This window comes from Pseudomonas sp. JDS28PS106 (assembly GCF_036706555.1).
In the GTDB taxonomy this organism is placed as follows: domain Bacteria; phylum Pseudomonadota; class Gammaproteobacteria; order Pseudomonadales; family Pseudomonadaceae; genus Aquipseudomonas.
On sequence record NZ_JBAJGT010000010.1, the window covers coordinates 105,920 to 128,124 of the forward strand.

At 61.2% G+C, this 22,205-nt stretch carries 25 protein-coding genes and 1 pseudogene; 8 read left to right on the forward strand and 18 right to left on the reverse strand.

Translation table 11 applies throughout. From position 1 onward, the window contains the following. Window positions 1–9: 9 nt before the first annotated feature. Entirely contained in the window at window positions 10–2,100 is a 2,091-nt protein-coding gene (gene pta, locus TRP66_RS17130; protein ID WP_333404920.1) for a phosphate acetyltransferase, read from the reverse strand. Between the two features lie 53 nt (window positions 2,101–2,153). Then, window positions 2,154–2,502 (reverse strand): annotated as a pseudogene (locus tag TRP66_RS17135) (DUF3565 domain-containing protein). Here TRP66_RS17135 and TRP66_RS17140 point away from each other — a divergent pair. Both TRP66_RS17140 and TRP66_RS17145 read left to right on the forward strand, forming a co-directional pair. Beyond that, on the forward strand, window positions 2,471–2,956 hold the full coding sequence (locus TRP66_RS17140; protein WP_333404922.1) for an FKBP-type peptidyl-prolyl cis-trans isomerase: 486 nt from the start codon (window positions 2,471–2,473) through the stop codon (window positions 2,954–2,956). The pseudogene TRP66_RS17135 and the gene TRP66_RS17140 overlap by 32 nt on opposite strands. A 130-nt stretch (window positions 2,957–3,086) precedes the next feature. After that, window positions 3,087–3,575: a glutathione peroxidase gene (locus TRP66_RS17145; protein WP_333404924.1), complete on the forward strand. Its 489-nt coding sequence runs from the start codon at window positions 3,087–3,089 to the stop codon at window positions 3,573–3,575. Window position 3,576: 1 nt separating this feature from the next. On the opposite strand, the gene TRP66_RS17150 is transcribed toward TRP66_RS17145, so the two are convergent. The 3 genes from TRP66_RS17150 to cysZ all read right to left on the reverse strand — a co-directional run bounded on the left by TRP66_RS17150 (window position 3,577) and on the right by cysZ (window position 6,266). After that, window positions 3,577–4,782, reverse strand: coding sequence for a glycosyltransferase family 4 protein (locus TRP66_RS17150; RefSeq protein ID WP_333404926.1), 1,206 nt, complete (start codon window positions 4,780–4,782; stop codon window positions 3,577–3,579). A gap of 79 nt (window positions 4,783–4,861) precedes the next feature. Beyond that, a complete protein-coding gene (locus TRP66_RS17155; protein ID WP_333404928.1) occupies window positions 4,862–5,188 on the reverse strand; it encodes a hypothetical protein in 327 nt (108 codons plus the stop codon). 316 nt (window positions 5,189–5,504) lie between these two features. Further along, the gene (cysZ, locus tag TRP66_RS17160) at window positions 5,505–6,266 is read right to left on the reverse strand and encodes a sulfate transporter CysZ (protein WP_333404930.1); all 762 of its coding nucleotides are present in this window, start codon (window positions 6,264–6,266) and stop codon (window positions 5,505–5,507) included. Window positions 6,267–6,675: 409 nt separating this feature from the next. Here cysZ and trxB point away from each other — a divergent pair, with 409 nt between their 5' ends. Beyond that, the gene (gene trxB, locus TRP66_RS17165) at window positions 6,676–7,638 is read left to right on the forward strand and encodes a thioredoxin-disulfide reductase (RefSeq protein ID WP_333404932.1); all 963 of its coding nucleotides are present in this window, start codon (window positions 6,676–6,678) and stop codon (window positions 7,636–7,638) included. Between the two features lie 281 nt (window positions 7,639–7,919). On the opposite strand, the gene TRP66_RS17170 is transcribed toward trxB, so the two are convergent. The 5 genes from TRP66_RS17170 to TRP66_RS17190 form a co-directional block, all read right to left on the reverse strand. Next, on the reverse strand, window positions 7,920–8,264 hold the full coding sequence (locus tag TRP66_RS17170; RefSeq protein ID WP_333404934.1) for a HopJ type III effector protein: 345 nt from the start codon (window positions 8,262–8,264) through the stop codon (window positions 7,920–7,922). Beyond that, window positions 8,257–8,553, reverse strand: a complete 297-nt coding sequence (locus TRP66_RS17175; protein ID WP_333404936.1) for a DUF1244 domain-containing protein — start codon at window positions 8,551–8,553, stop codon at window positions 8,257–8,259. Before TRP66_RS17175 ends, TRP66_RS17170 begins: the two co-directional genes overlap by 8 nt. 43 nt (window positions 8,554–8,596) lie before the next feature. Further along, complete coding sequence (folX, locus tag TRP66_RS17180) at window positions 8,597–8,968, reverse strand: dihydroneopterin triphosphate 2'-epimerase (RefSeq protein ID WP_333404938.1); 372 nt, start codon at window positions 8,966–8,968, stop codon at window positions 8,597–8,599. A gap of 121 nt (window positions 8,969–9,089) precedes the next feature. Further along, a complete protein-coding gene (gene folM / locus TRP66_RS17185) occupies window positions 9,090–9,800 on the reverse strand; it encodes a dihydromonapterin reductase (RefSeq protein ID WP_333404940.1) in 711 nt (236 codons plus the stop codon). A 108-nt stretch (window positions 9,801–9,908) separates the two neighbouring features. Beyond that, window positions 9,909–10,481 carry an antibiotic biosynthesis monooxygenase gene (locus TRP66_RS17190; RefSeq protein ID WP_333404942.1) on the reverse strand — a complete coding sequence of 191 codons (573 nt, stop codon included), beginning with the start codon at window positions 10,479–10,481 and terminating at the stop codon, window positions 9,909–9,911. A gap of 215 nt (window positions 10,482–10,696) precedes the next feature. Here TRP66_RS17190 and TRP66_RS17195 point away from each other — a divergent pair, with 215 nt between their 5' ends. Then, complete coding sequence (locus tag TRP66_RS17195; RefSeq protein ID WP_333404944.1) at window positions 10,697–11,659, forward strand: MerR family transcriptional regulator; 963 nt, start codon at window positions 10,697–10,699, stop codon at window positions 11,657–11,659. Here the strand turns inward: TRP66_RS17195 and TRP66_RS17200 are convergent, their stop codons facing one another. Continuing rightward, complete coding sequence (locus TRP66_RS17200; RefSeq protein WP_333404946.1) at window positions 11,660–12,277, reverse strand: hypothetical protein; 618 nt, start codon at window positions 12,275–12,277, stop codon at window positions 11,660–11,662. Window positions 12,278–12,346: 69 nt separating this feature from the next. Continuing rightward, window positions 12,347–12,793 carry a PAS domain S-box protein gene (locus TRP66_RS17205; RefSeq protein WP_333404948.1) on the reverse strand — a complete coding sequence of 149 codons (447 nt, stop codon included), beginning with the start codon at window positions 12,791–12,793 and terminating at the stop codon, window positions 12,347–12,349. 90 nt (window positions 12,794–12,883) lie between these two features. On the opposite strand from TRP66_RS17205, the gene TRP66_RS17210 reads away from it, so the two are divergent. Next, window positions 12,884–13,336: a flavodoxin gene (locus tag TRP66_RS17210; RefSeq protein WP_333404950.1), complete on the forward strand. Its 453-nt coding sequence runs from the start codon at window positions 12,884–12,886 to the stop codon at window positions 13,334–13,336. A gap of 209 nt (window positions 13,337–13,545) precedes the next feature. Then, the gene (locus TRP66_RS17215; RefSeq protein WP_333404952.1) at window positions 13,546–14,103 is read left to right on the forward strand and encodes a hypothetical protein; all 558 of its coding nucleotides are present in this window, start codon (window positions 13,546–13,548) and stop codon (window positions 14,101–14,103) included. A gap of 258 nt (window positions 14,104–14,361) precedes the next feature. On the opposite strand, the gene TRP66_RS17220 is transcribed toward TRP66_RS17215, so the two are convergent. Continuing rightward, window positions 14,362–15,165 carry a SirB1 family protein gene (locus TRP66_RS17220; protein ID WP_333404953.1) on the reverse strand — a complete coding sequence of 268 codons (804 nt, stop codon included), beginning with the start codon at window positions 15,163–15,165 and terminating at the stop codon, window positions 14,362–14,364. Between the two features lie 161 nt (window positions 15,166–15,326). On the opposite strand from TRP66_RS17220, the gene TRP66_RS17225 reads away from it, so the two are divergent. Then, window positions 15,327–16,361 (forward strand): Glu/Leu/Phe/Val dehydrogenase family protein, encoded by a 1,035-nt coding sequence (locus TRP66_RS17225; RefSeq protein WP_333404955.1) that lies wholly within the window; start codon window positions 15,327–15,329, stop codon window positions 16,359–16,361. An 18-nt stretch (window positions 16,362–16,379) separates the two neighbouring features. Here the strand turns inward: TRP66_RS17225 and TRP66_RS17230 are convergent, their stop codons facing one another. Next, entirely contained in the window at window positions 16,380–16,640 is a 261-nt protein-coding gene (locus tag TRP66_RS17230) for a YebG family protein (RefSeq protein ID WP_333404956.1), read from the reverse strand. A gap of 272 nt (window positions 16,641–16,912) precedes the next feature. Between TRP66_RS17230 and TRP66_RS17235 the strand changes: the two genes are divergently transcribed. After that, window positions 16,913–17,401 (forward strand): phosphate-starvation-inducible protein PsiE, encoded by a 489-nt coding sequence (locus tag TRP66_RS17235; RefSeq protein WP_333404958.1) that lies wholly within the window; start codon window positions 16,913–16,915, stop codon window positions 17,399–17,401. A gap of 36 nt (window positions 17,402–17,437) precedes the next feature. Here TRP66_RS17235 and TRP66_RS17240 read toward each other — a convergent pair whose 3' ends face one another. From TRP66_RS17240 to TRP66_RS17255, 4 genes are all read right to left on the reverse strand, one after another. Further along, entirely contained in the window at window positions 17,438–17,767 is a 330-nt protein-coding gene (locus TRP66_RS17240) for a DUF3509 domain-containing protein (RefSeq protein ID WP_333404960.1), read from the reverse strand. A gap of 313 nt (window positions 17,768–18,080) precedes the next feature. After that, the gene (locus TRP66_RS17245; RefSeq protein WP_333404962.1) at window positions 18,081–18,506 is read right to left on the reverse strand and encodes an HPF/RaiA family ribosome-associated protein; all 426 of its coding nucleotides are present in this window, start codon (window positions 18,504–18,506) and stop codon (window positions 18,081–18,083) included. Window positions 18,507–18,722: 216 nt separating this feature from the next. After that, window positions 18,723–21,065, reverse strand: coding sequence for a TonB-dependent Fe(3+) dicitrate receptor FecA (gene fecA / locus TRP66_RS17250; RefSeq protein WP_333404964.1), 2,343 nt, complete (start codon window positions 21,063–21,065; stop codon window positions 18,723–18,725). A 160-nt stretch (window positions 21,066–21,225) separates the two neighbouring features. Next, window positions 21,226–22,203, reverse strand: a complete 978-nt coding sequence (locus TRP66_RS17255) for a FecR domain-containing protein (RefSeq protein WP_442965214.1) — start codon at window positions 22,201–22,203, stop codon at window positions 21,226–21,228. Between the last annotated feature and the right edge of the window lie 2 nt (window positions 22,204–22,205).

Here is a 22,205-nt window from a genome sequence, read left to right on the forward strand (position 1 = left end):
GTATGTCTATCAGGAAAGTGTGGCCGCTTGAATGGCCGTCAACGCAATGGTGTAGACAATGTCGTCCACCTGAGCACCACGGGGCAGATCGTTGACCGGCTTGCGCAACCCTTGAAGCATAGGGCCGAGACTCACGCAGTCGGCGCTGCGCTGGACGGCCTTGTACGTCGTGTTGCCGGTATTGAGGTCCGGAAACACGAAAACGTTGGCGCGCCCGGCGACCTGACTGTCCGGTGCCAGTTGCCTGGCGACGTTCTCGTTGGCCGCGGCATCGTACTGCAAGGGGCCGTCGATCAGCAGGTCCCGCTGGGTCTCGCGAGCCAGCAGGGTGGCTTCGCGGACTTTCTCCACTTCCTCCCCGCTCGCCGAATTGCCGCTTGAGTAACTGATCATCGCGACCCGGGGCGCAATGCCGAAGGCCACCGCTGAGCCTGCGCTCTGTAGCGCGATTTCCGCCAGGTCGCCGGCGCTCGGATGAGGGTTCATGATGCAGTCGCCGTAGACCAGCACCTGCTCGGGAAACAGCATGAAAAACACCGACGACACCAGCGAGCAGCCTGGCGCGGTCTTGATCAGTTGCAGGGCGGGGCGGATGGTGTTCGCCGTCGAATGAACCAGGCCCGATACCAGACCGTCGACCTCGTCGAGCGCCAGCATCATGGTGCCGATCACCACAGGGTCTTCCAGTTGCTGCTCGGCCATCGGCTCGTTCAGCCCCTTGTTCCTGCGCAGTTCGGTCATCGGCGTCACATAACGTCCGCGCACCAGGTCTGGATCGATGATCTCAAGGTCCGGCGGCAACTCGATGCCCTGGGCCCTGGCCGTGGCATGCACGTCCTCGGGTCGGCCCAGCAGAACGCAACGGGCGATGCCACGAGCCTGGCAGGTCGCGGCGGCCTGGATGATCAGCGGCTCGTTGCCCTCGGGCAGGACGATCCGCTTGTTGGCGCTTTGCGCTCGTTGAATCAATTGATAGCGGAACACCGCCGGCGACAGGCGCAGCTCGCGTGGCGTGCCGCAGCGCTGGTGCAGCCAGGCGGCGTCCAGATGCCCGGCGACGAAATCGGTGATGATCTCGGCGCGCTCGCGGTCGTCGACGGGAATTTCCTTGTTCAGCTGGTTGAGCTGGTTGGCGGTGTCGTATGAGCCGGTGCTGACCGACAACACCGGCAGGCCCGCCTGCAACGCGCCGCGGCACAATTCCATGATGCGCGGGTCGGGCACCGTGTCGCTGGTCAGCAGCAGGCCGGCCAGGGGCACGCCGTTCATGGCGGCCAGACTCACGGCCAGAATGATGTCGTCGCGGTCGCCGGGGGTTACCACCAGCACGCCGGGCTTGAGCAACGGCACAGTATTGAGCACGGTGCGCGCGCAGATGATGATGCGCGACATGCGTCGCTGATCGTAATCGCCCGCATTGAGCACCTGGGCGCCCAGCAATTCGGCGACGTCCCGGGTGCGCGGCGCGTTGAGCTCGGCCTGGTAGGGAATGCAGCCCAACAGCCGGAAATCGCCGCTGCGCAGCAGCGGGGAGTGCTCCTTCAAACGTGCCGCGAAACTTTCCATGCTCTCATCGGTGCGCACCTTGTTGAGGATGACGCCCAACACCTTGGGGTCTTTCGGGCCGCCGAACAGTTGGGCCTGCAATTCGACCCGCCCAGACAGCTCGGTGAGCACTTCGTTTTCCGGCGCCGATACCAGAATCACCTCGGCATCCAGGCTCTTGGCCAGATGCAGGTTGACCCGCGCGGCATAGCTGGCGCTGCGGGTCGGCACCATGCCTTCGACGATCAGTACGTCCTTGCCGATCGCCGCCTGCTGATAGAGCGTAATGATTTCTTCGAGCAGTTCATCCAGCTGGCCGTCGCCCAGCATGCGTTCGACATGGGCCAGCCCCAGCGGCTTGGGGGGCTTGAGGCCATGGGTGCGAGCCACCAGCTCCGTCGAACGTTCGGGGCCGAGGTCGCCCGGATGCGGCTGGGCGATGGGCTTGAAGAAACCGACTTTCAGACCCGCGCGTTCCAGGGTCCGCACCAGCCCCAGGCTGATGGAGGTCAGCCCGACGCCGAAATCGGTCGGAGCGATGAAAAAGGTTTGCATACTGGTTTCTCGATTGGGCAGTGCAAGGGTCGACCGGAACAGCAGGGCGCCCTCTAGCGCGACGCCTCGGTGCCAAGACTATCGTTATCCGCCGCGTTCGCACACCAGCCACAGTGAAAGCCGCTGCCGACTTTTTGCTGGCGCTGGTCGGGATCGAGCACCCAGAGGCGCGACTGCCAGGGCGGCTGATGGCGCAAGTGCTGGGTGTGGCCGCAGGAGAGCAGTGCGATCCAGTGGCCGTCCTCATCCTGGCGGAAGCCGATCAGAACTGAATTTTCCATACGGGCCGTCTGTCATAGTTGCGGTCGCTTTCGAGCGACTGCTTGGTTAAACTTGGTCGTTCTCAATTCCAAAGCAAAGGTCCTGCCCCATGCCGATCGCCGCCAACAAGGCTGTCTCCATTGACTATACCCTGACCAACGACGCTGGTGAGGTCATCGACAGCTCTACCGGCGGCGCGCCGCTGGTGTATCTGCAAGGTGCCGGCAACATCATCCCGGGCCTTGAAAAAGCACTGGAAGGCAAAGACGTCGGCGACGAGCTGAATGTCTCCATCGAGCCGGAAGACGCCTATGGCGAATACTCCGCCGAACTGGTCAGCACCCTGAGCCGCAGCATGTTCGAGGGTGTCGACGAGCTGGAAGTCGGCATGCAGTTCCACGCCTCCGGTCCCGACGGCAGCATGCAGATCGTGACCATCCGCGATCTGGACGGCGACGATGTCACCGTCGATGGCAACCATCCGCTGGCCGGCCAGCGTCTGAACTTCCAGGTCAAGGTCGTGAACGTTCGTGACGCCAGCGCAGAAGAAGTCGCTCATGGTCATATCCATGGCGAAGGTGGTCATCACCACTGATTTGTCCTGCTAAGCTCAGGTCGCTGACAGGGCGCTCTGGCTGGCCCGCGATGAGACTGTCATCGCGAGGTCCGTCACGGCGCCTTTTCTGACTCTGGCTTCCGGGATTCGAGTTGCAAGGGGGTGTTCCATGAGTGCTTTTCACGACATCACATTGAAGACGCTGGACGGGCAGGATCTGCCGCTGGCGCCGTTCAAGAGCAAAGTAGTACTGGTTGTGAACGTCGCGTCCAAATGCGGGCTTACCCCGCAGTACGCAGCGCTTGAAAACCTCTACGAACAATACAAGGACCGAGGCCTGAGCATCCTCGGATTGCCGTGCAACCAGTTCGCGGGTCAGGAGCCGGGGTCGGAGCACGAGATCCAGTCATTCTGCCAGCTCAACTACGGCGTGACCTTCCCGATGGGCGAGAAGCTGGAAGTCAACGGCGCGCACCGGCATCCTCTGTACCGTCTGCTTGCGGGAGAGGGCGCGGAGTTTCCCGGCGACATCACCTGGAACTTCGAGAAATTCCTGGTGGGCAGGAACGGCGCTGTCATTGCGCGTTTTTCTCCACGCACGGCTCCCGACGACCCCGCGGTCATCCAGGCCATCGAAAAGGCCCTGAATCAGCCCTGATTCATTCCTGCGGCGCCGACGGACCGGGTCGGATCTGCGCCGGCGCTGCGGCGGCATACACCTCCGGGGTCGGGCAGGCATTGAGCAACTGGCGTTCGAACTGCTCGACGATCGCCGGCCAGCCCTGACGACTGGCATGCTGACGCGCGTTGAGCCTGACCCGACGCAGCGTCTCGCTGTCTTCCAGCAGCCAGCGCGCGGCGTCGATGAAGGCGTCTTCGTCGCCCGGCATTGCCAGCGCGCCGTTGTGGCCATGGCGGATATGCTGGCCTGCGGCCGCTTCGTCATACGCCACCACACCCAGCCCGGACGCCAGCGCTTCGAGCACCACGTTGCCGAAGGTTTCCGTCAGGCTCGGAAACAGGAAGACGTCCCCGGAGGCGTAATGCGTGGCGAGTTCTTCTCCACGCCGGGCGCCACAGAAGATCGCGTGCGGCATCTGTCGTTGCATCGCCTCTCGTTGCGGCCCGTCGCCCACGATGATCAATTTCAGATTGAGGTGCGGATAGCCCGCCTGCAACGCTTCGAAACTGGTTTGCAACAGCGGCAGGTTCTTCTCCTGAGCCAGCCGTCCCACGTGCAATACCGCAATGTCCTCGGCGCCAAGCCCCCAGCTGTCACGTAGCGCCTGTGAACGTCTGGCCGGGTGAAACTGCTGACTGTCGACACCCCGGGACAGCAGTTCGATCCGCTCGAAACCGCGCCGCTCCAGCTCGATTTTCTGACTCGCGCTCGGTACCAGCGTCACCGTGGACCGATTGTGAAACCAGCGCAGGTAATGCGTCACCAGACGGGTGATGAAGCCCATCCCATATTGCTGCGTGTACTGCGGGAAGTTGGTGTGAAAGCCACTGATCACGGCAATGCCCAGACGCCTGGCGGCACGCAACGCCGACAGCCCCAGCGGGCCCTCGGTGGCGATGTACAGCACATCCGGGCGCTTGCGCTGCCAGCGCCGTAGAAGCTTGTGCATCGACACCTCACCCCATTGCAATCCGGGATAACCGGGAATGGGCCAGCCACGACACAACAGCAAATCATCCGCCGTCCCTCCGCCCACCTCACGCCCCTGACGCGGCCGCACCAGCTCCACACGATGTCCGCGCAGACGCAGCCCCTCGCACAGCCGGCCCAGTGTGTTGGCAACGCCGTTGATCTCGGGAGAGAAAGTTTCGGTGATGAGAGTGACATTCAGAAATTGGCTCATGACCGCAGTCTGCGCGCCAGGCGTTGCGGTCATGTGGCAGCGGGGTGATGGATTTGTGACGGGCATAGATTGCCTTGGGCTACTTATTCAGTCCCGGCTGGGTAAGTACACGCTCCAGAGATCCTCGTGATCGTTCAAGAGCAGCAGGCTGTGGCGTGAAATCTTCTTTTTCGACCTCAGAACGGCGCTGCTCCAGTGGCATGTTTTCCATGAAGATCATCGAACGGGCATTGCGCACCTGAGAACTCAATGTTGCGGAGGCAGGGGTGATGAGCGTGGTCTGTGTGGGTTTAGTGACATTCTTGAATATCTGCGCGAAAGGGGCAGCTTCGGCAGATGGGGTCGCCGGTGAAGCCTTGCGGGTCAAGCGGGGCAGGGCCGATGCAGAAGTGGCATTGATTTCCATACAAATGTTGCTCCTGTTGTTTTCAGGTACAAGAGCAAACTGGATGCCGCATTTGAATAAAACTGTTCGGTCCTACAGGAATCAGCAAGTAGATGCTGTGTTAAATAATTTGGTCCTACAGCAACTTCCTACATATCATCCAATTACATGGTCGGCAGGTTTTTGCCAAACTTGGCAATCATTTGCCAGTGCGCTGCAGACGGGTAGGAGCCAGCTTGCTGGCGATAAGCGATAACGCGGGTTGTCTGATGCCCGCGTTATCGTTCATCGCCAGCAAGACGGATCGCCGCCCGCTGGCTCCTACAGGTGGGCTGGATCACGCGGACGCGCGCTGCATGGCCAGCGCGTCGGTACCGCGCTCTCTGACCCAGAACAGGGTCGCGCCCGCCACGGCTGCCGGCATCATGAGCAGGTTGACGCCGGGGATCAGCAGCGCGGCATAGACGATCCCGCCGAAGCTGAGGCTGCGCAGGCGCTTGCTCTTGAGCCAGGCGAGCATTTCGTTCCAGCCCAGTTTGTGGTTATCGGCCGGGTAATCGATGTACTGGATCGCCATCATCCAGACGCCGAACAGCAACCACAGCGGCGCGGCAATCAGGTTGACTACCGGAATGAAAGACAGGATGAACAGCCCCAGCATGCGCGGCAGCATGTAGCCAAGCTTGCGGGCTTCGCGGGCAAAGGTTCGCGGCACCATTGCGACCAGTTCCGTCCAGCTGAAGGGCGGTGATTCATCCACGCCGCGAATCACGGCTTCGACTTTCTCTGACAGGAAGCCGTTGAAGGGTGCGGCGATGATGTTGGCAATCATGGTGAACGTGAAAAACACGATCAGCACTACCAGGGCCACGAACAGCGGCCAAAGGATGTAACTCAGGAAACTCAGCCACTCGGGCAGGGTCGGCATGAAGGTGTCGACCCAGAGTTCGAACTGATGAACCGCCAGCCAGATCAGGCCGCAGAACAGAATCAGGTTAATACTCAGCGGCAGCAGAACGAACAGACGCAGCCCCGGGCTCAGGACCAGTTTCAAGCCTTCTTGCAGATATTGCGGGCCGGACAGGGCGGGCACTGGCATAGCGACCTCCGATAAGGGGAAACGCCCGACCTTACCGGCTTTGTCGAACGCGCGGAAGAGCGAGCCAGACGCCTGACTCTGCGGCATTGATGCATCCTGATCTCCGGCGACCGATAATCGACGTCCGGCCATCTAGCGCGGATCGCATAGAGATGCCCTATAAGGTGGATTGTGAATCGATATTTCCTTAATCTCTGCCGCCTGAGTAGCCTTTGCGGCAATCCATGAACAGGTGGTCCCTGTGAAGCAATGCCTTCTGGCATTCGCGGCAGGCCAGGACCCAGCGCAGCGGCAACGCCAGATGCGTCAGAACTTTCAGGATTGCCGGGCTGTATCGCGCTTCCCCAAGCGTCTCGGCGATCCTTTTTTTTCCAGCCCGGAGCGAAAGCCCGGTCCATAGGAGTGTGTCATGTCCGACGTACGTCATTCCCGAGTGATCATTCTCGGCTCCGGTCCTGCCGGCTACAGTGCAGCGGTCTATGCCGCGCGCGCCAACCTCAAGCCCCTGCTGATCACAGGCATGCAGGCCGGCGGCCAGTTGACCACCACCACTGAAGTCGACAACTGGCCCGGCGATCCCCATGGCCTGACCGGCCCGGGACTGATGGAGCGGATGCGTGAACACGCCGAGCGCTTCGAAACCGAAATCGTTTTCGACCATATCAACTCGGTCGATCTGGCCGGCAAACCGTTCAGCCTGAAGGGCGACAGCGGTACTTACACCTGCGATGCGCTGATCATCGCGACCGGCGCCAGCGCCCGTTATCTCGGCTTGCCTTCCGAAGAAGCATTCATGGGCAAGGGCGTGTCGGCCTGCGCGACTTGCGACGGCTTCTTCTACCGTAACCGCGAAGTGGCGGTTGTCGGTGGCGGCAACACGGCTGTGGAAGAGGCGCTGTACCTGGCGAACATCGCCAGCAAGGTCACTCTGATCCACCGCCGCGAGACCTTCCGCGCCGAGAAGATCCTCATCGACAAACTGCATGAGCGGGTGGCCGAAGGCAAGATCGAACTCAAGCTCAACGCCACGCTGGACGAAGTGCTGGGCGACAACATGGGCGTGACCGGTGCGCGTCTGAAGAACAACGACGGCACCTTCAGCGAGCTGAAAGTGGATGGCGTGTTCATTGCGATCGGCCACACCCCGAACACCTCGCTGTTTGAAGGCCAGCTGGCGCTGAAGGACGGCTACATGGTCGTGCAGGGCGGTCGCGAAGGCAACGCCACCGCGACCAGCGTCGAAGGCGTGTTTGCTGCCGGTGACGTGGCTGACCACGTTTATCGTCAGGCCATCACCTCTGCGGGTGCCGGTTGCATGGCGGCCCTGGACGTCGAGCGCTACTTGGACGGCCTGGCCAACGCCTCGTTCTGATTGCGTTTCGCGCAATAAAAAAACCGGCTCTTGAGCCGGTTTTTTTATTGCGGACAATTTGCCGAACTTGTAGGAGCGGATTCATCCGCGAAAAAATGCATCAGACGCAGCCGGTGCGTCGGTCGTTATGGCCCTTCGCGGATAAATCCGCTCCTACAGATTCTGCGCGTAAATAGGCCCGTAGGAGCGGATTCATCCGCGAAAATTGCATCAGACGCAGCCGATGTGCCGATCGTTGCGGCCCCTTCGCGGATAAATCCGCTCCCACAGGTACAGGGGGATTATTCGCCTGCGCGCTTGAGCGGCTGCTCGTCGAACTTCACGCCGGCCAGGCCGTGGGCGATCAGCGCGCGGATATTGGCGTGGTCGCTGCCCTCGGGCGTGGCTTGCACCGAGCGGTAGTGTTCGCCGAACGCCAGCAAGGCTTCCTTGTCAGTCAGTCCTTCCAGCAAGGCCAGCCCCAGGGTCTTGCACGATCCCTCGTTCTGGCCCGCCGCATTGTGCACGTCGCCGTTTGTGAAGGCCCGAGGCGTGTAGGCGTAGCCCTCCTCGATGAAAGCCAGGGTGTCGGCGAAAGCGTGCTCGCCGCTGCGCAGGCTGACGCGCAGGGTATTCAGATCAGTCATGCTGGGGTTCCTTGGCAAACGCGGCTTGTTGCTCGGCGCTGGCTTCTTTCTGGTACAGGGATTTCCATTCGGCATACGGCATGCCGTAGACCGCTTCGCGGGCGTCATCCAGGCTGATGTCGATCTGCTTTTCGTCCGCGGCCGCCTTGTACCATTTGGACAGGCAGTTGCGGCAGAAGCCGGAAAGGTTCATCAGGTCGATGTTCTGGACATCCTTGCGGCTGTCCAGGTGGGCGACCAGCCGGCGAAAGGCGGCGGCTTCGAGTTCGAGGCGTTCTTGCTCGGTCATGGGAGGCTCTGTTCAGGCGGATAGTGCGGCCATGATAAGAGGTTCAGCGGTGACCCGCGAGCGTGATCGAAACCGACTCGGCGAAACGCAGCGCATGCGGCTTGTCCACCTCCACTTCGGCGTAGCTGACGGCCTGATGGCTCATGACCAGGTCGAGGACCTCCTGAGTCAGGCGTTCGAGCAGGGCGAACCGGTTGCCTTCCACATGCTGGATGACGGCCTTGGTGATGGTGCGATAGTTCAGCGCGTGCTCGATATCGTTATCACGCACGGCGTCGTGGGCCGGGTAAAGAATGGTCAGGTTGATCAGCACGTCCTGCTTGTTGACGATTTCGTCTTCATTGATGCCGATGAAAGTACGCAGGCGCAGGTCCTTGACGCGTATGCGTGCGGTTCCCGGTTCAAGTCTTGCCATGTGAGTGCTCCGTCCGATCAGTTGCGTTGATTCCCGGTGTGGCATGGCCGACTCGTGGAACGCGCCAAGCATAGCGGAGCAAGGCGGGCAAGAGTACTTGTGCCGCAAAAGATGCAGGAGGTTACTTCAGGTGCCGCCCTCCGTTGAGGGTCAACGTGGTGCCGGTCACGTAAGGATTATCCAGCAGATAGCGCAGGCTCTGGTAGAACACCGCCGGGCCCGGCTCGATCCCCAAAGCCGACTTGGCCAGGGTCTTGTCGCGATACTCGGCATCGTCCTGGGGCTGGAACATCAGCATGGCCGGCGCGATCCCGTTGACTTTGATATGCGGAGCGAACCGGGCGGCGAAGGACAGTGTGAGGCTGTCGAGTCCGGCCTTGCTCGCGCAATAAGCCAGATGCTTGCTGCTGCCTTTGCGCGTCACGTCGTCACTGACATGCACGATGTCGGCGGTTTCGCTGACGCGCAGCAGGTCGGCGCAGCGCAGATTGATCAGGTACGGCGCCAGCATGTGTACGCTGAACATCCGCGTGAAATCCTCGGCTTCGGTTCCCGGCGCCTCAGCCAGCCATTCCGATGCGTTGTGGACGATGGCACGCAAGCGGTCCGTATGGTTTCGCAGCGTGTCGATAAAGGCCTGAATGCCGGCTTCGGTGGCAAAGTCGCCCTGGATCGCCACAGCGCCAGCCTGCCTCAATGCATCCACCGCCGGACGTTCGGTGCGGTAGCTGACGATGACCGGCTGACCCTCGGCCAACAGGCGTTGCGCGCAATACAGACCGACACGCTGACCGGCGCCGGTAATCAGAATGGGGGCGGTGGAGACGGTCATCGGCAACTCGTGGGGCTGGCGGGAAAAGGGCAGCGCAGGCATTGCGCCACGCTGCCCCGGAACTTAAACCAGCGCGGCGGGTTGCACAACCGCGCAGATCGAGCCGTATCAGCGCGACGATGCCGGCTCGGACCGTCGGCGCGACGGCTTGGCGGGCGAGCTCTGCAGCCAGGGCGCGAGCAGGCGCGTGGACAACGGAATGAACAGGTAGACCATCAAAGGCGTCAGCACCAGGGTGCTGATCATGATCCGCGGCAGCAGCTCCAGGTGATTGAGCAACGGGCCTAGCAAAAAGTTGAAGATCAGTGACACCGGAAAGAACGCCAGCCAGATCGCGGTGGCCTGCTTCCAGCGGGGCGGACGTTGATCGGCCGCGCCGAACCAGCCGTCTATGCCGCTGACCCGGTGCTCGGAAGGTTGGGCGAAAAGATCGCTGCCACGCACCAACCAGGAGCGTCGCGACGCGGAATGCTCCCACGCGTGCATGGTTTGCTCGTCGGCGAACCGGAAAATGATCTGGAATTCATCGCCGCCGGGCGGTGGCGCGAGTACCCCGGAACCCAGGTAACCGGGAAAGTCGGTAGCCAGTTGTTCGCCCTCATGTAGCCAGGCGAGCATTTCCTGATAACGGCCGCGGGCCACGCGGCGGGCAACCATCAAGGTAACGGGTGAGGTAGACATTGTGTATCTCCGAAAGACCGCGAGCTCCAGGGTAAGGAGTTCGCATGGCGCGGCGCCGGGGTGGTGGGGCCGCGTCAGTTAAAGCAAGCAAGGATTATTCCTGAATACCGAGTCAAGACACAGTCACTTGACGCACGGTTCGTCGGCTTTGTCTTTGTGACATCTGATAACTGGACAGTACAATGTCCATCTTGACTCAGAAGTGACAGCCGCCCATGACTGAATACGCGCAAGACCCGATTCTGGGCGCCCAACTGATTTCATCTGTCAGCCAGAAAGAGCTTTTCCCGATCAGAGAAGTGGCACGGATCACTGGCATCAACCCGGTCACTCTCCGGGCGTGGGAGCGCCGCTACGGGCTTATCCAGCCCACGCGAACCGACAGCGGCCATCGTCTGTACTCTCAGGAACACATCGATGCCGTTCGCAGCATTCTGAGCTGGATCGAGCGCGGCGTTCCAGTCAGCAAGGTCGGCCAGATTCTGGCCCGCGCCAGTGTTTCGCAGGATCAACCTTCGAACCTGGAAAGCCCTGTCGCCCGGGAAGACTGGGCACAGTGGCAGGCCCAGATGCGGCGGGCCGTTGGCGCGTTCGACGAGCGCCGACTCGAACAGGTCTACGGGCAGATATTTTCCAGCTATACGCTGGCCGTAGTCTTCGAAGAAATCCTGATGCCGGTATGGCGCGAGTTACTGGTACGTCAGGATGAATTCGGCGTCACCAGCGAGTGGTTGTTTCTGGATGCTTTTCTGCGCGCCCGGACGTTGCAGCGTCTGCAGCTGGCAAGCGATGCCGGCAGTGAGCGCGTACTGCTTGCCGGAATACCCGGTCAGTGCCGCGAACTGGAACTCTGGGTGGCGGGTCTGTCGATGGGCAGCGCCGATGTGGGTGTCCAGGTTCTGGCTCTGGGGCAACCGCTGGAGGAGTTGACGCTGGTCTGCGACAGGGTCCAGCCGCAGGCGCTGGTGCTGTATTCCAATTATCCACCGACTCCGGACATGCCGCGCCGCCTGACCCGGCTGGCCCTGGCGCTTGACTGCCCGGTGCTGCTCGCGGGGGAAGCGTCGCATCTGATCGAGAGCGGCCTCAACGGTACGCCTGTAGCGTGCCTGGGTAGCGACGGCCGGTCGATGCAACGTTTGCTGCAACAGTTTCTGCTCGGGCGAATGGATACCTGATCAGGCTTCCGATTCACGATGCAGCGCGGGATGCATGCGTTGATGCTGCTGCAGGATGTACTGACGCAGCCGCTCGGCGTCATCCTTGTTGTGCTGGCTGAGGCGATAGGCGCCCAGGCCTTTTTCGGTCAATCGTTCCAGCCGGCCGCGCATGGAGATCGGTGCCGTGCCCGCCGGATTGAACCACGCGGAAAAGTGCTTGGGAAACTTGCCCGGCTTGCGCAGCTCCAGCAGTACGCCCTTGAAGGAGATCTCGTGCGCCCAGAGCGCGGTCAGCGACCCCTTCTCGGTTTCGAGCGGGATGGGTTCCGGCAGGACCAGGCGCCAAGGCCTGATTTGCGGACCTTCCTCATAAATGCTGGGGGCGCCGAGCTCAAGATGCAGGGCGTGAAACTCGTCCTCGACCAGATGCAGCGGAAAATTCATCTGCTGATTCTTGAACTGCGCGTGAATCGTGACCTGTTCGTGAGCCGCCAGGCGGGTCAGCAGATCCTGTACCTGAACACCGCCGTTCACCAGCATGCTGCGCGTACTGTCGCGTACGTTCAGCCTGGGGTTGTGCTGCATGCTCTGGATGAAATCCAGTTCAGCCTGTGTCAGCAGAGAATCGGGGTACATGAGGTCACTCAAGCGAGTCGGCGGGTGAGGACAATGACCGCATAAAAGTGGTCCGGTTCCGTCGGAATATCATTTGCTCAACTCGGCGATCGTCGCCCGGGCTGCGGCCAGCTCGGCTTCCAGTTCGCGGATGCGCTCCTCATTGCGCACCTGAGCGGTCACGTCCTTCTGAATACCAATGTAGTACATCAGCTTGCTGGCTTCGTTGCGCACCGGAGTGATCGACAACTCATTCCAGAAAAGGCTGCCATCCTTGCGGTAGTTGCGCAGCACCTGTCGGCTGTGCGCGCCTTCGGCGATCGCCTGGCGGATGTCCTTCAGCGCGGTCTGTTCACGATCCTTGCCTTGCAGAAAACGACAGTCGCGATACAGGATATCTTCATTGGCATAGCCGGTCAGCCGGGAAAACGCAGCGTTGGCGTAGATCAGAATGTTGTCGTCGCCTTCCTGCTCAGCGACCACGATTCCATCGCTCGAAGCGTCTACCACAAGCTGCAACAGCTTTGCGTTGATCATCTGCCCAGCGGCCCCTGAAAAAAATGCGAAGTGTGCATTCTAGCCTATAGGGCATACTGTCGCGCTGTTTAAAACTGCCAAGGGGTTGTCATGAAAGTCGCCATCATTTGCGGTTCGGTCTACGGCGCGGCCGAGGAAGTCTCCCGTCACGTTGCAGCCCTCCTGCGCGCGGCAGGGCATGAGGTTCTGTTCAATTCCCGCCTTGCACTGGATGGACTGCTGGCGTTCGAGCCGCAAGCCCTGTTAGGCGTGACGTCCACCACCGGCATGGGCGAGCTGCCCGACAACATCATGCCGTTGTACTCCGAACTGCGTGACCGACTGCCGAGTGCCTTGCGTGGATTGCCGGGCGGGGTGATCGCCTTGGGCGACGCGGCTTACGGGGACACTTTTTGCGGTGGCGGCGAGCAGCTGCGCGAGCTGTTCGCCGAACTGGGTGTTCAGGAGGTGCAAGACATGCTGCGTCTGGACGGCAGTGAAAGCGTGACACCTGAAACCGATGCCGAGCCCTGGGTCGCCGAGTTCATCAAGGCGCTGGGTTGAACGGACCGATTCTGGACGTTCTCTGCCGGTTGAGCATCAAGGTCAGGCGTGCCGGCAGAAACGACGCCTGGTTCAGTCAGTTAATCGTGGGAATGATGTAAGCCCAATGTAGGAGTGTTCTGGATTTTCCCTGCGGTGGCCGCCGGCTATAAAACCGGCCGTGCTGGTTCCGATAGCACCTTTGAATCAGTCAAAGTCAGGGACAGAACATGCCGAAACTCATATGGGGCGATTTGCCGCCTACGCGCATCAAGATGACCGCCAAGCTGGTCGAGCCGCAAAAGCCCACTGTTCACGCGTCGCAGATACTGAGCGAAATCGGCGAAAACGCCATCGCCCTCAACTCCGTCGAGATGGAAAAGCGGCGCATGAAACCGCTGTTCCATGGCTTCAATCCCGAGCAGATCAGTCCCAAGGAACTGGGACGGGCCGGGGCGCTGCTGTTCAAGAGCGGTTTCATCGACAACCTCACCGCACAGCTGATGAGCAGCGCCGGAGAAGAGTTCGACAAGGAAGGCAATGTGGTAGACGCGGAAAAGAAACTGAACGCACTCGAATTCTTCGCCGGACGAATCGCCCGCATCCAGGAAAAGACTTTGATGGGTGATCCCTATGCGAAAGCACTGCTGCCGGATTATATCCGGACCGTGCACGTCATCCAGAATCTCTTCACCTTCGTCAATTCCGGCGACAGTCCTGAAATGCTGAAGATGATCAAGCAGGAAAACGAAGGGAAGATCCGTAGAGGCCGCCCGATGCGCGAGTAATGGGCGTAGGCATAAAAAAAGCCGCTGCAATCGCAGCGGCCGAATGAAGACGCGAATCCAGGAGCGTGAAATCAACGTCACTGAATCGATCAGGGTTAACAACGATTCAGAGCCTGAATTCTAGAAGCCGGGTGGCACTCGAAACATCCCGTTGAAAGATAATCTCTATTGCCCCGTTGGTAACAATAGTCAATACAGATCGAGCGGGTTGCCGCCATGGGACATTAGTCGGACGCGCAGCCGCGATCGGCAAGCGTTTCAATGCACGCTGGCCGGCGCCGGCAGCTCACCGAGTCGCTCGCTCAACTGCAAACGCTGAACCGGATCGTCGCTCAGCAACAGCGCGCGCTCCAGATCGAAACGCTCGGCCTGCGGGCATGACAGCGTGTGGTACAAGTCAGCCCGGGCAACGTGATCGTTGCTCGTCGCTTCGCCCAGTTCGATGATGCGGTTGGCATCCTTCAAGGCCGAAATCAGGTCGTTGTTGAGCCTGTGCAGATGCCTGAGATTACGAGACATGCGTTGCAGCATGCCGGTGGGCGTCGCGCTCAACAGATGTTCGGCATGCAGCGCCATGGCGGGGCCGTACTGACGCACCAGCAGTTCATGGCAGTCCTTGGGATAAAGCCTGCGCCCGCCGCAAGGGTCCAGCAGGTGATCGGCGCCGGGCACGCGCAGCAGAAAATGTCCGGGAAAGTTCACGCCTTCCAGGGCAAACCCCATGCGCCTGGCCAGCTCCATCGCAATCAGAGCGATCCCCAATGGCTGACCACGGCGTCGTTGTACGATGTGGTGAAGCAGCGCCGATTCGGGCTTGGGCGGGTTCCAGTCATCCTGCTGAAAGCCGAGCGCGTTGAGATGGCGGAGCATCAATTGCGCCAGCTCGTGTGTCGGAGAGGCGGGAAGCGCCTTATGCAGCTCTCGCCGGAGACGATCCATCTCGTCCATCACCGACACCGGCGCGAAGTCAGGATCATGTTCCGCGCAGATGCACAACGCGGCCTCGAACACTGACGCGGGTGTGCGTTTCAGATACTCCTGATACTGGCTGGATCGGGTCATCGATGCCTCCGCATGGCTTCGACTGGTGCATGAGCGTGACCTATCTGGTTTTAGCCCTGACTGTCGATTTCGTCTAGCAAAGCACGCAAACGCCTGAGCGGTCAGGCGGTTTTCGAGGCAGCTCCTATACTCCGGCTGACAAGAACTACGGGAGCACCATCATGTTCGCTCTCATGCAAGGTTCACGCGCCGAATCGCTGCATCTGGTCTGCGATTCGGAAACCGGTTTGAAAGCCGTCGTCGCCATCCATAGCACTCGCATGGGGCCGGCTTTGGGGGGATGTCGTTTTCTGGCCTATCCGGACGAAGACAGTGCAGTGGAAGACGCTCTGCAACTGGCCAGAAACATGAGCTACAAGGCCGTGCTGGCGGGGCTGTCGCTTGGCGGCGGCAAGGCCGTGATCATGCGCCCCGCACAAATCCGGGACCGCCCCGCGCTGTTCGAGGCATTCGGCCGTTTCGTCGAAACCCTGGCAGGCCGCTATATCACGGCGGTCGACAGCGGCACTTCGAGCGAAGACATGGACAGCATCGCGCTGCACACGCGCAACGTGACCAGCACCAGCGAAGAAGGCGATCCGTCGCTGTTCACGGCAATGGGTGTATTCGCGGGTATCCGTACCACGGCGCTGGCGCGACTGGGCAGCGATAATCTCGAAGGTTTGCGGGTGGCGATCCAGGGCCTGGGCCATGTGGGGCTTCCCCTGGCGGAGCGGCTGCATGCGGCAGGCGCCGATCTGCTGGTCAGCGATCTCGACAGCGCCAAGGTGCAACACGCCATGGACGCTTTCGGGGCACACCCCATTGCCTGCGAGGCGCTGTTGAGCACGCCCTGCGATATCCTCGCGCCTTGCGCGCTGGGCCGAGTGCTGAACGGGCAGAGCGTGCCGCAGCTACGTTGCGCAGCGGTCGCCGGTGCCGCCAACAACCAGTTGAGCAGCCTGCAGATCGCTGACCAGCTGGAAGGCCGCGGCATCCTGTATGCCCCGGATTACGTCATCAACTCGGGAGGGTTGATCAACGTCGCCCTGCGCCATTGCGGAGAAGACCTGACCACGGTCACCGCCCATCTGTCCCGTATAGGCCAGCGATTGACCGAAGTCTATGCCCATTCGCAGGCGGAAAACCGTTCTCCGGCCCGGGTCGCCGATGCGCTCGCCGAACGCTTGCTGCACGCGGATCAGGCAGAGCGTTGACAGCGCAGACCAGCGGAATCACTCGGCAGCGTCGGTCAGCAACTCGTTCAGGGCGTCCGGTTGATTCTTGAACGCCCGGGCGAAGACGTCACGGTTCTTGGCCATGTAGATGCCGGCCTCTTCGACTTGCGCTTCGCTCAGCGACGGCACTGCCTTGTTCAACACGGTTGCAAGCAACTCGGCGAGTTCCAGCATCTTGTCATGACGATCAGCTTCGGCTTTATCCATGAACAGGCGCTCCAGATCTCGGCTGCTGCGGTATACCACTTCGACGGCCATTCACCACCTCACATCCCTTAACGATAATTTCGCGGTAACTGTATTTATATACAGTGCTTAGCATAAGCCATCGACGCCCGAATGCCTAGTGGCAATGCTGGGCCTTTTTCGATGCAGTCGTCTGCAGCGCGGGCTTGCGACAACCTGTCGCGCACTCAACCATAGCCGATGGTCCCGTTTCTGCTTTACAAAGCATGCGCGCGAAGCGCCACGATCGTTCGGCATCGGCCGTGACGAGGTGTCAGAAGTTCAGAGGCTTGAGGGTCAAGGTCATGGGAAACAAATGGGCGGAAAAGATGCGCCAGCGGGTGCATTCGCAGGCCGAGTCGCTGGGCAACCTTTGTGTGGAGAGTTTCCACTTTCTGGCGCTGTTCGCCATCGGCGCCATTACGGCCTGGGCGTCAGTGGTCGCGTTTCTGGGAATGGTAGAGAAAGGCAATGTCACGGTCGATGACATTCTGCTGCTGTTCATCTATCTCGAACTGGGGGCGATGACGGGGATCTACTTCAAGACCAATCACATGCCGGTGCGCTTCCTGATCTATGTCGCGATCACCGCGCTGACCCGGCTGCTGATTTCGGACGTCTCGCACCACAACGCGCCGGACATGGGCATCATCTATCTATGCGGTGGGATTCTGCTGCTGGCGGTGGCGATCCTGGTGGTGCGCTATGCGTCGTTCAAGTATCCGTCGGCCAAGATTCCCGATCCGTCCAGCAACGTCAAAGGCGCTGTGACTGAGGAGAAGGGCGAGGTATGAACGGGTGAAAGCGGCGCTGCGTTGTAAGCGCCGCTTTCAGATCCCGACCGCCAGGTTGGAGCGACCCTGCATCCAGTCACGGGATGGGGCGGGCAGGGATTTGGGCGAGACCTTGTCGGTCATGGCGGCCAGGACCTTGATGGCGCTGTCGCCTTGCTCGATGGCGATCCCGAACTGGATGCTTTCGATCAGGCGTTTGAGCTTTTTCGGATCATTGCGCTGAGCCGCGCTGATCAGGCGCTTGGCGACGATGCCGCTGTCGTTGGACAAGGTCAGCATGATGCTGCCGTCCAGACCCTGAATGCTCAGGTTGACGCGGTACTCGGGGTGAAACGTGTCCGTGATCATTTGAAAAGGGTTGTCCATTTCATTCACCTGCTCAATGGTTCTGCATAAGTGGACCGGGCTTGACTTCCTTTAGTTCTGAACCGCTCATCGGCGGTGGGCTCGGGTCAGCCAGGTCTACTCCAGACAGCCAGCGTCCTCTTGCATCGCTTGAGTCATTGCATGGTTCGGGCCAGCCTTGCTTTGCTCGTTTTTGTCCAACAATCGCCGCAGGCGACGGGGTCGCGTCCGACTTGAAGTGATCCTTTCTGGTGCACAACGCCCGAAGCAGAAGCGGGCGGACACAAAAAAAGGCGACTCCTTTCGGAATCGCCTTCGGGCCGTCGGCGTGTCGTTACGCCAGTCGACCGGCCTCTTTGGCTTGCTCTTTCTCCAGGAATTCCTCTTCGAGCAACGCGTCCGCGCTCTCGGTAATCGCATCGTCGTCGATCCGGGCTGGCGCCGCGCGCTTGTCGCGCAGCTTGCCGATCAGGTGCTCCAGCGCGTGGTCGAGCTTGACGGCGGCGCCGTCCACGGCCTGGTTGAGGGTGTCGGCCTTGTGGGAAACGGAAATTGGTTGATGACCTTTCGGACGGGCTTCCATCTGGCACTTGATATCGTCGGGGCCCGACTTGTCGCCGTTTTCGTCGCGAATATGCACTTCCACGCGGGTCAGGTATTCATCGTAATGCTCGAGCGCGGTTTCAACGGTTGCACGAACCCACTCTTCCAGTCGAACGCTGCTTTCAATGTGATTGTTGCTATTGACCTGGATTTGCATAGTTGATCCTTTTTGGGATAGCTCGCCTGATATCCGGCTGGGGTAAGCCGGGTTTCGCTTGTGCTCGCTTACAGTGTTGGCGGCTAGCGTTGGACAATTCAACCCCCGATATGTAAGAAATATTTCGCACGCTATCGGCTGCAACTATTGGCCTGCGGCGGAGTCTCGCCATTTTTCTGATGGGCGATGGCCCCGCTTGAACGGTGTTGCGCTACGTCAGAACGCGACCGACGTCTGCACATACAGCGTGCGCGGTTCGCCCGCGTATTTGCCTTTGTTGTTGTCGTCGAACGAGCGGGTGTAGTACTCACGGTTGAGCAGGTTCTTGATGCCGACCGCGACGTTGAGATCGGACATGCGCGGGCCGAAGTCGTAGGCGGCACGTGTGCTGAACAGCATGTAGCCCGGAATCTTTCCGGTGCTGCCGTCGGCGCTTTCCGCACGGGTATTGGCGTTGTCGGCGAACTGGTCGCTCTGGAACGAGCTGTCCAGGTTCAGCTTCCACGGGCCGTCGGTCCAGGTCACGCCGGCGGTGCCTTTGTGCCGGGACGAGAAGGGCACGCGGTTGCCTTTGTTCGCCCCGTCTTCGCGGATGGTGGCGTCCACGAAGGCGTAACTGGCGTAGACGTCGAAGCCCGCCAGCGCCGGACTCAGGCCGTCCAGCGCATAGCTGACGCTGGTCTCGATGCCTTGATGGCGGGTCTCGCCACGGGCGATCACGGTGTCGTTGGTCTGGTTGCTCTCATACTGGTTATCGAAGTTGATCAGAAAGGCGCCGATTTCCGCCTTCAAACGTCCGTCGTCGTAACGTGTACCCAGCTCCCAGGTCCGTGCTTTCTCGGGCTTGACCTGCCCGCCGCTGACCCGGTTGGGCATCTGGCTGTACTGCACGCTGCCGAACGAGCCTTCGGTGTTGGCGTAGAGATTCCAGGTGTCGGTCAGGTGGTAAAGCACGTTCAGGGCCGGCAGCGCGGTGTGGTAGTCGCCCTGGTATCTGACGTTCGTCAGGTTGTTGTTCTGCGCGGTATCGATGCCTTCGTAGCGGACGCCGGGTGTGATGGTCCATTTGCCGATATCGATGCGATCATCGATGTAGAACGCGTTGGCTTCCGTCGCCCCACGGGTGTCGCGGTCGTTGCGGCTGGCGGTCGTGGGCAGGTCGCCGGTCACCGGCTCGCGGAAGCGCAATTCATGTCCTGCTTCGTTGACATAGCGATAGCCGACACCGACCTCGTGCCAGGTTTCACCCAGGGCAAAGCCTTGCGAGAAGCGGGTCTCCACACCGCGTACCCAGTATTCCCGAGGCGACAGCGACACGAAGCTGCCCTGATCCAGATAGCCGCTGCGCAGGGTCTTGGTGAAAAAGGTGTTGGCGGTGAAGACGCGGGCGTCCTGCTCGTAGCGATAGCCCAGATTGACCAGGGTGCGACGTCCCCAGAACTTGTCTTTCAGGCGCGTGGACTGATAACGGTCCGCGTCGTACGCGGCCACGCTCAGGCCACCCGGCATCTGCGCCTCACCCTCATAGTACTGGGCCATTGCATTGAGGCTGTTGGCGTCGTCGATCTGGTATTTGCCCTTGAGGATCAGGTCGTCGATCTGCGTGTCGCTGTGCTCGCGCCAGTCTCCGCCACGCACGCCGGAATACAGAATCGCGCCACCCAGACCGTTATCGGCCGTGCCGCCGGCCAACAGGTTGCCGGTGGTCTTGAAGCCGTCGTGGCTCGAAGAAGGACTGGTCTGAGTCTGAATGCCGCCCTTGAGCGTCGGTTCATCGGGGATGGCGCGGGTCACGAAGTTGACGATGCCACCCACGTTCTGCGGCCCGTAGCGGACCGCGCCGCCGCCACGCACTACATCCACGGCATCCATGTTGCCCATGCTAACGGGCGCGAACGACAACTGCGGCTGACCGTAGGGCGCGAAGGGTACCGGAATGCCGTCCATCAGTACCGTGGAGCGCGACGCCAGACGCGGATTCAGGCCGCGGATGCCAAAGTTCAGCGCCATGTCGTGGCTGCCGGTGCCATTGTTTTCCGGAGCGTTGACGCCCGGAATGCGATTCAGCACTTCCCGGGCCGAGGTGGCGCCAACGCGCTCGAACTCTTCACGGCGGATCACGTCCCGTGCGCCGGGGTGTTCGAAGACGTCGGTCTGTTGCGCATCGCCCAGCCAGTCGCCGACGACGGTGGAAGCGCCCAGTTCGATCGGGCCGCTCGCCGCGGTGCTAACCGGCTCCAGGGTAAAACTGTTGCTGCCATCGGCGCGAGCCTGCAAGCCAGTGCCGTCCAGCAGCGCGTCCAGGCCTTGTTCGACGCTGTACTGTCCGTCCAGTCCACGGCTTTTCAGGCCATCGGTAACGTGGGAGCCGTAGGAAATCAGCACGCCCGACTCCCGGCCGAACTGAGTCAGGGCCGCTTCCAGTTCGCTGGAGGCGATGTGATAAACCTGGGGGGCAGCCTGCGCCGCCGGCAAGCCAGCGAGACAGAGCCCCGCGCCGAATGTCAGATGACGCAGGGCGCGAACCAGCGGAGAAAGTGGAGTGGGGCAGGCTGACATGCGTAAGTCCTTTGGCCGGGAATTGAAATGCTTTCCCTGTCTGTCACGCGAGATGTCGAAAACGGCTCATTTATTTTCGAAGCTGCATGACTGTGGGAGGGAGCTTGCTCGCGACGAACCCAGCGCGGATCTCCACCTGATCGCAAGCCTGCGTCGGCCCCTACACCGAACCCGTGCGTGCCTGGACACTCACCCAATACCGCGTGAAGCGCTGCACTTTTACCGGCAAGGCCCGCTCCAGCATGTCGAGGATGCGTTCGCTGTCAGCCAGCGGATAACTGCCGGAAATCAACAGCTCGGCGACGTCGGCGTCGCATTGCAAGCGTCCTCGGCGATAGCGGCCCAGTTCGTCGAGAAAGTCCGCCAGCCGCATGCGCGAGGCGACCAGCATGCCGTCCGCCCAGGCGCCGCTGCCTGCATCCAGCGCAGCGATGCCGCCCCAGTCTTTGCGGTCGAACGCGACTTGCTGACTGGCCCGCAGCAGCAGGCCTGATCCTTTCCGGTCGTGGGGAGAGAGTCGCAGGCTGCCACTGAACACCGCCAGCTGCGTGCGGCCCTCACGTTGACGCAGGTTGAAACGGCTGGCGCCGGGCTCGGCCTGAATCAGACCCTCGGCGGTCGTGAGCCGCAGCGGCCGGAGATCGTCGGCCGCGGTAACGAGGATTTCCCCTCGCAACAGCCGGATCAACCGCTGTCCGGCATCGAAACGCACGTCCACGGCGCTCGCGGTATTGAGATGCAGCCCGCTGCCATCGTCCAGCGCCCAGCGGCGTCGCTCTCCGACGCCGCTGTCGAAGTCGGCGAACAACGGCTGCAGGTCAACATGCTCGCGCAGACTCCAGCCGGCCACCGAACCCATGCCCAGCAGCAGCAACAGTTTGAGCGCCTGTCGACGACTCGACCGCGGGGCGTTCAGCGCCGCATGGGCCAGAGGCGAGGACAGACCGCTCAAACGCTGATTGACGCGCTGGATCTGCGCCCAGGCGCGCTGGTGTTCGGCATTGCCGTTGAGCCATTGCTGCCAGGCCACCTGACGTTGCCCTTGCAACGGGCCTTCCTGGATTTCCAGCAGCCAGTCGACGGCCTGTCTGGCGACAGCCTGGGAAACGTCGGTCTTGTTGAGCGATTCGCCGGTCATGT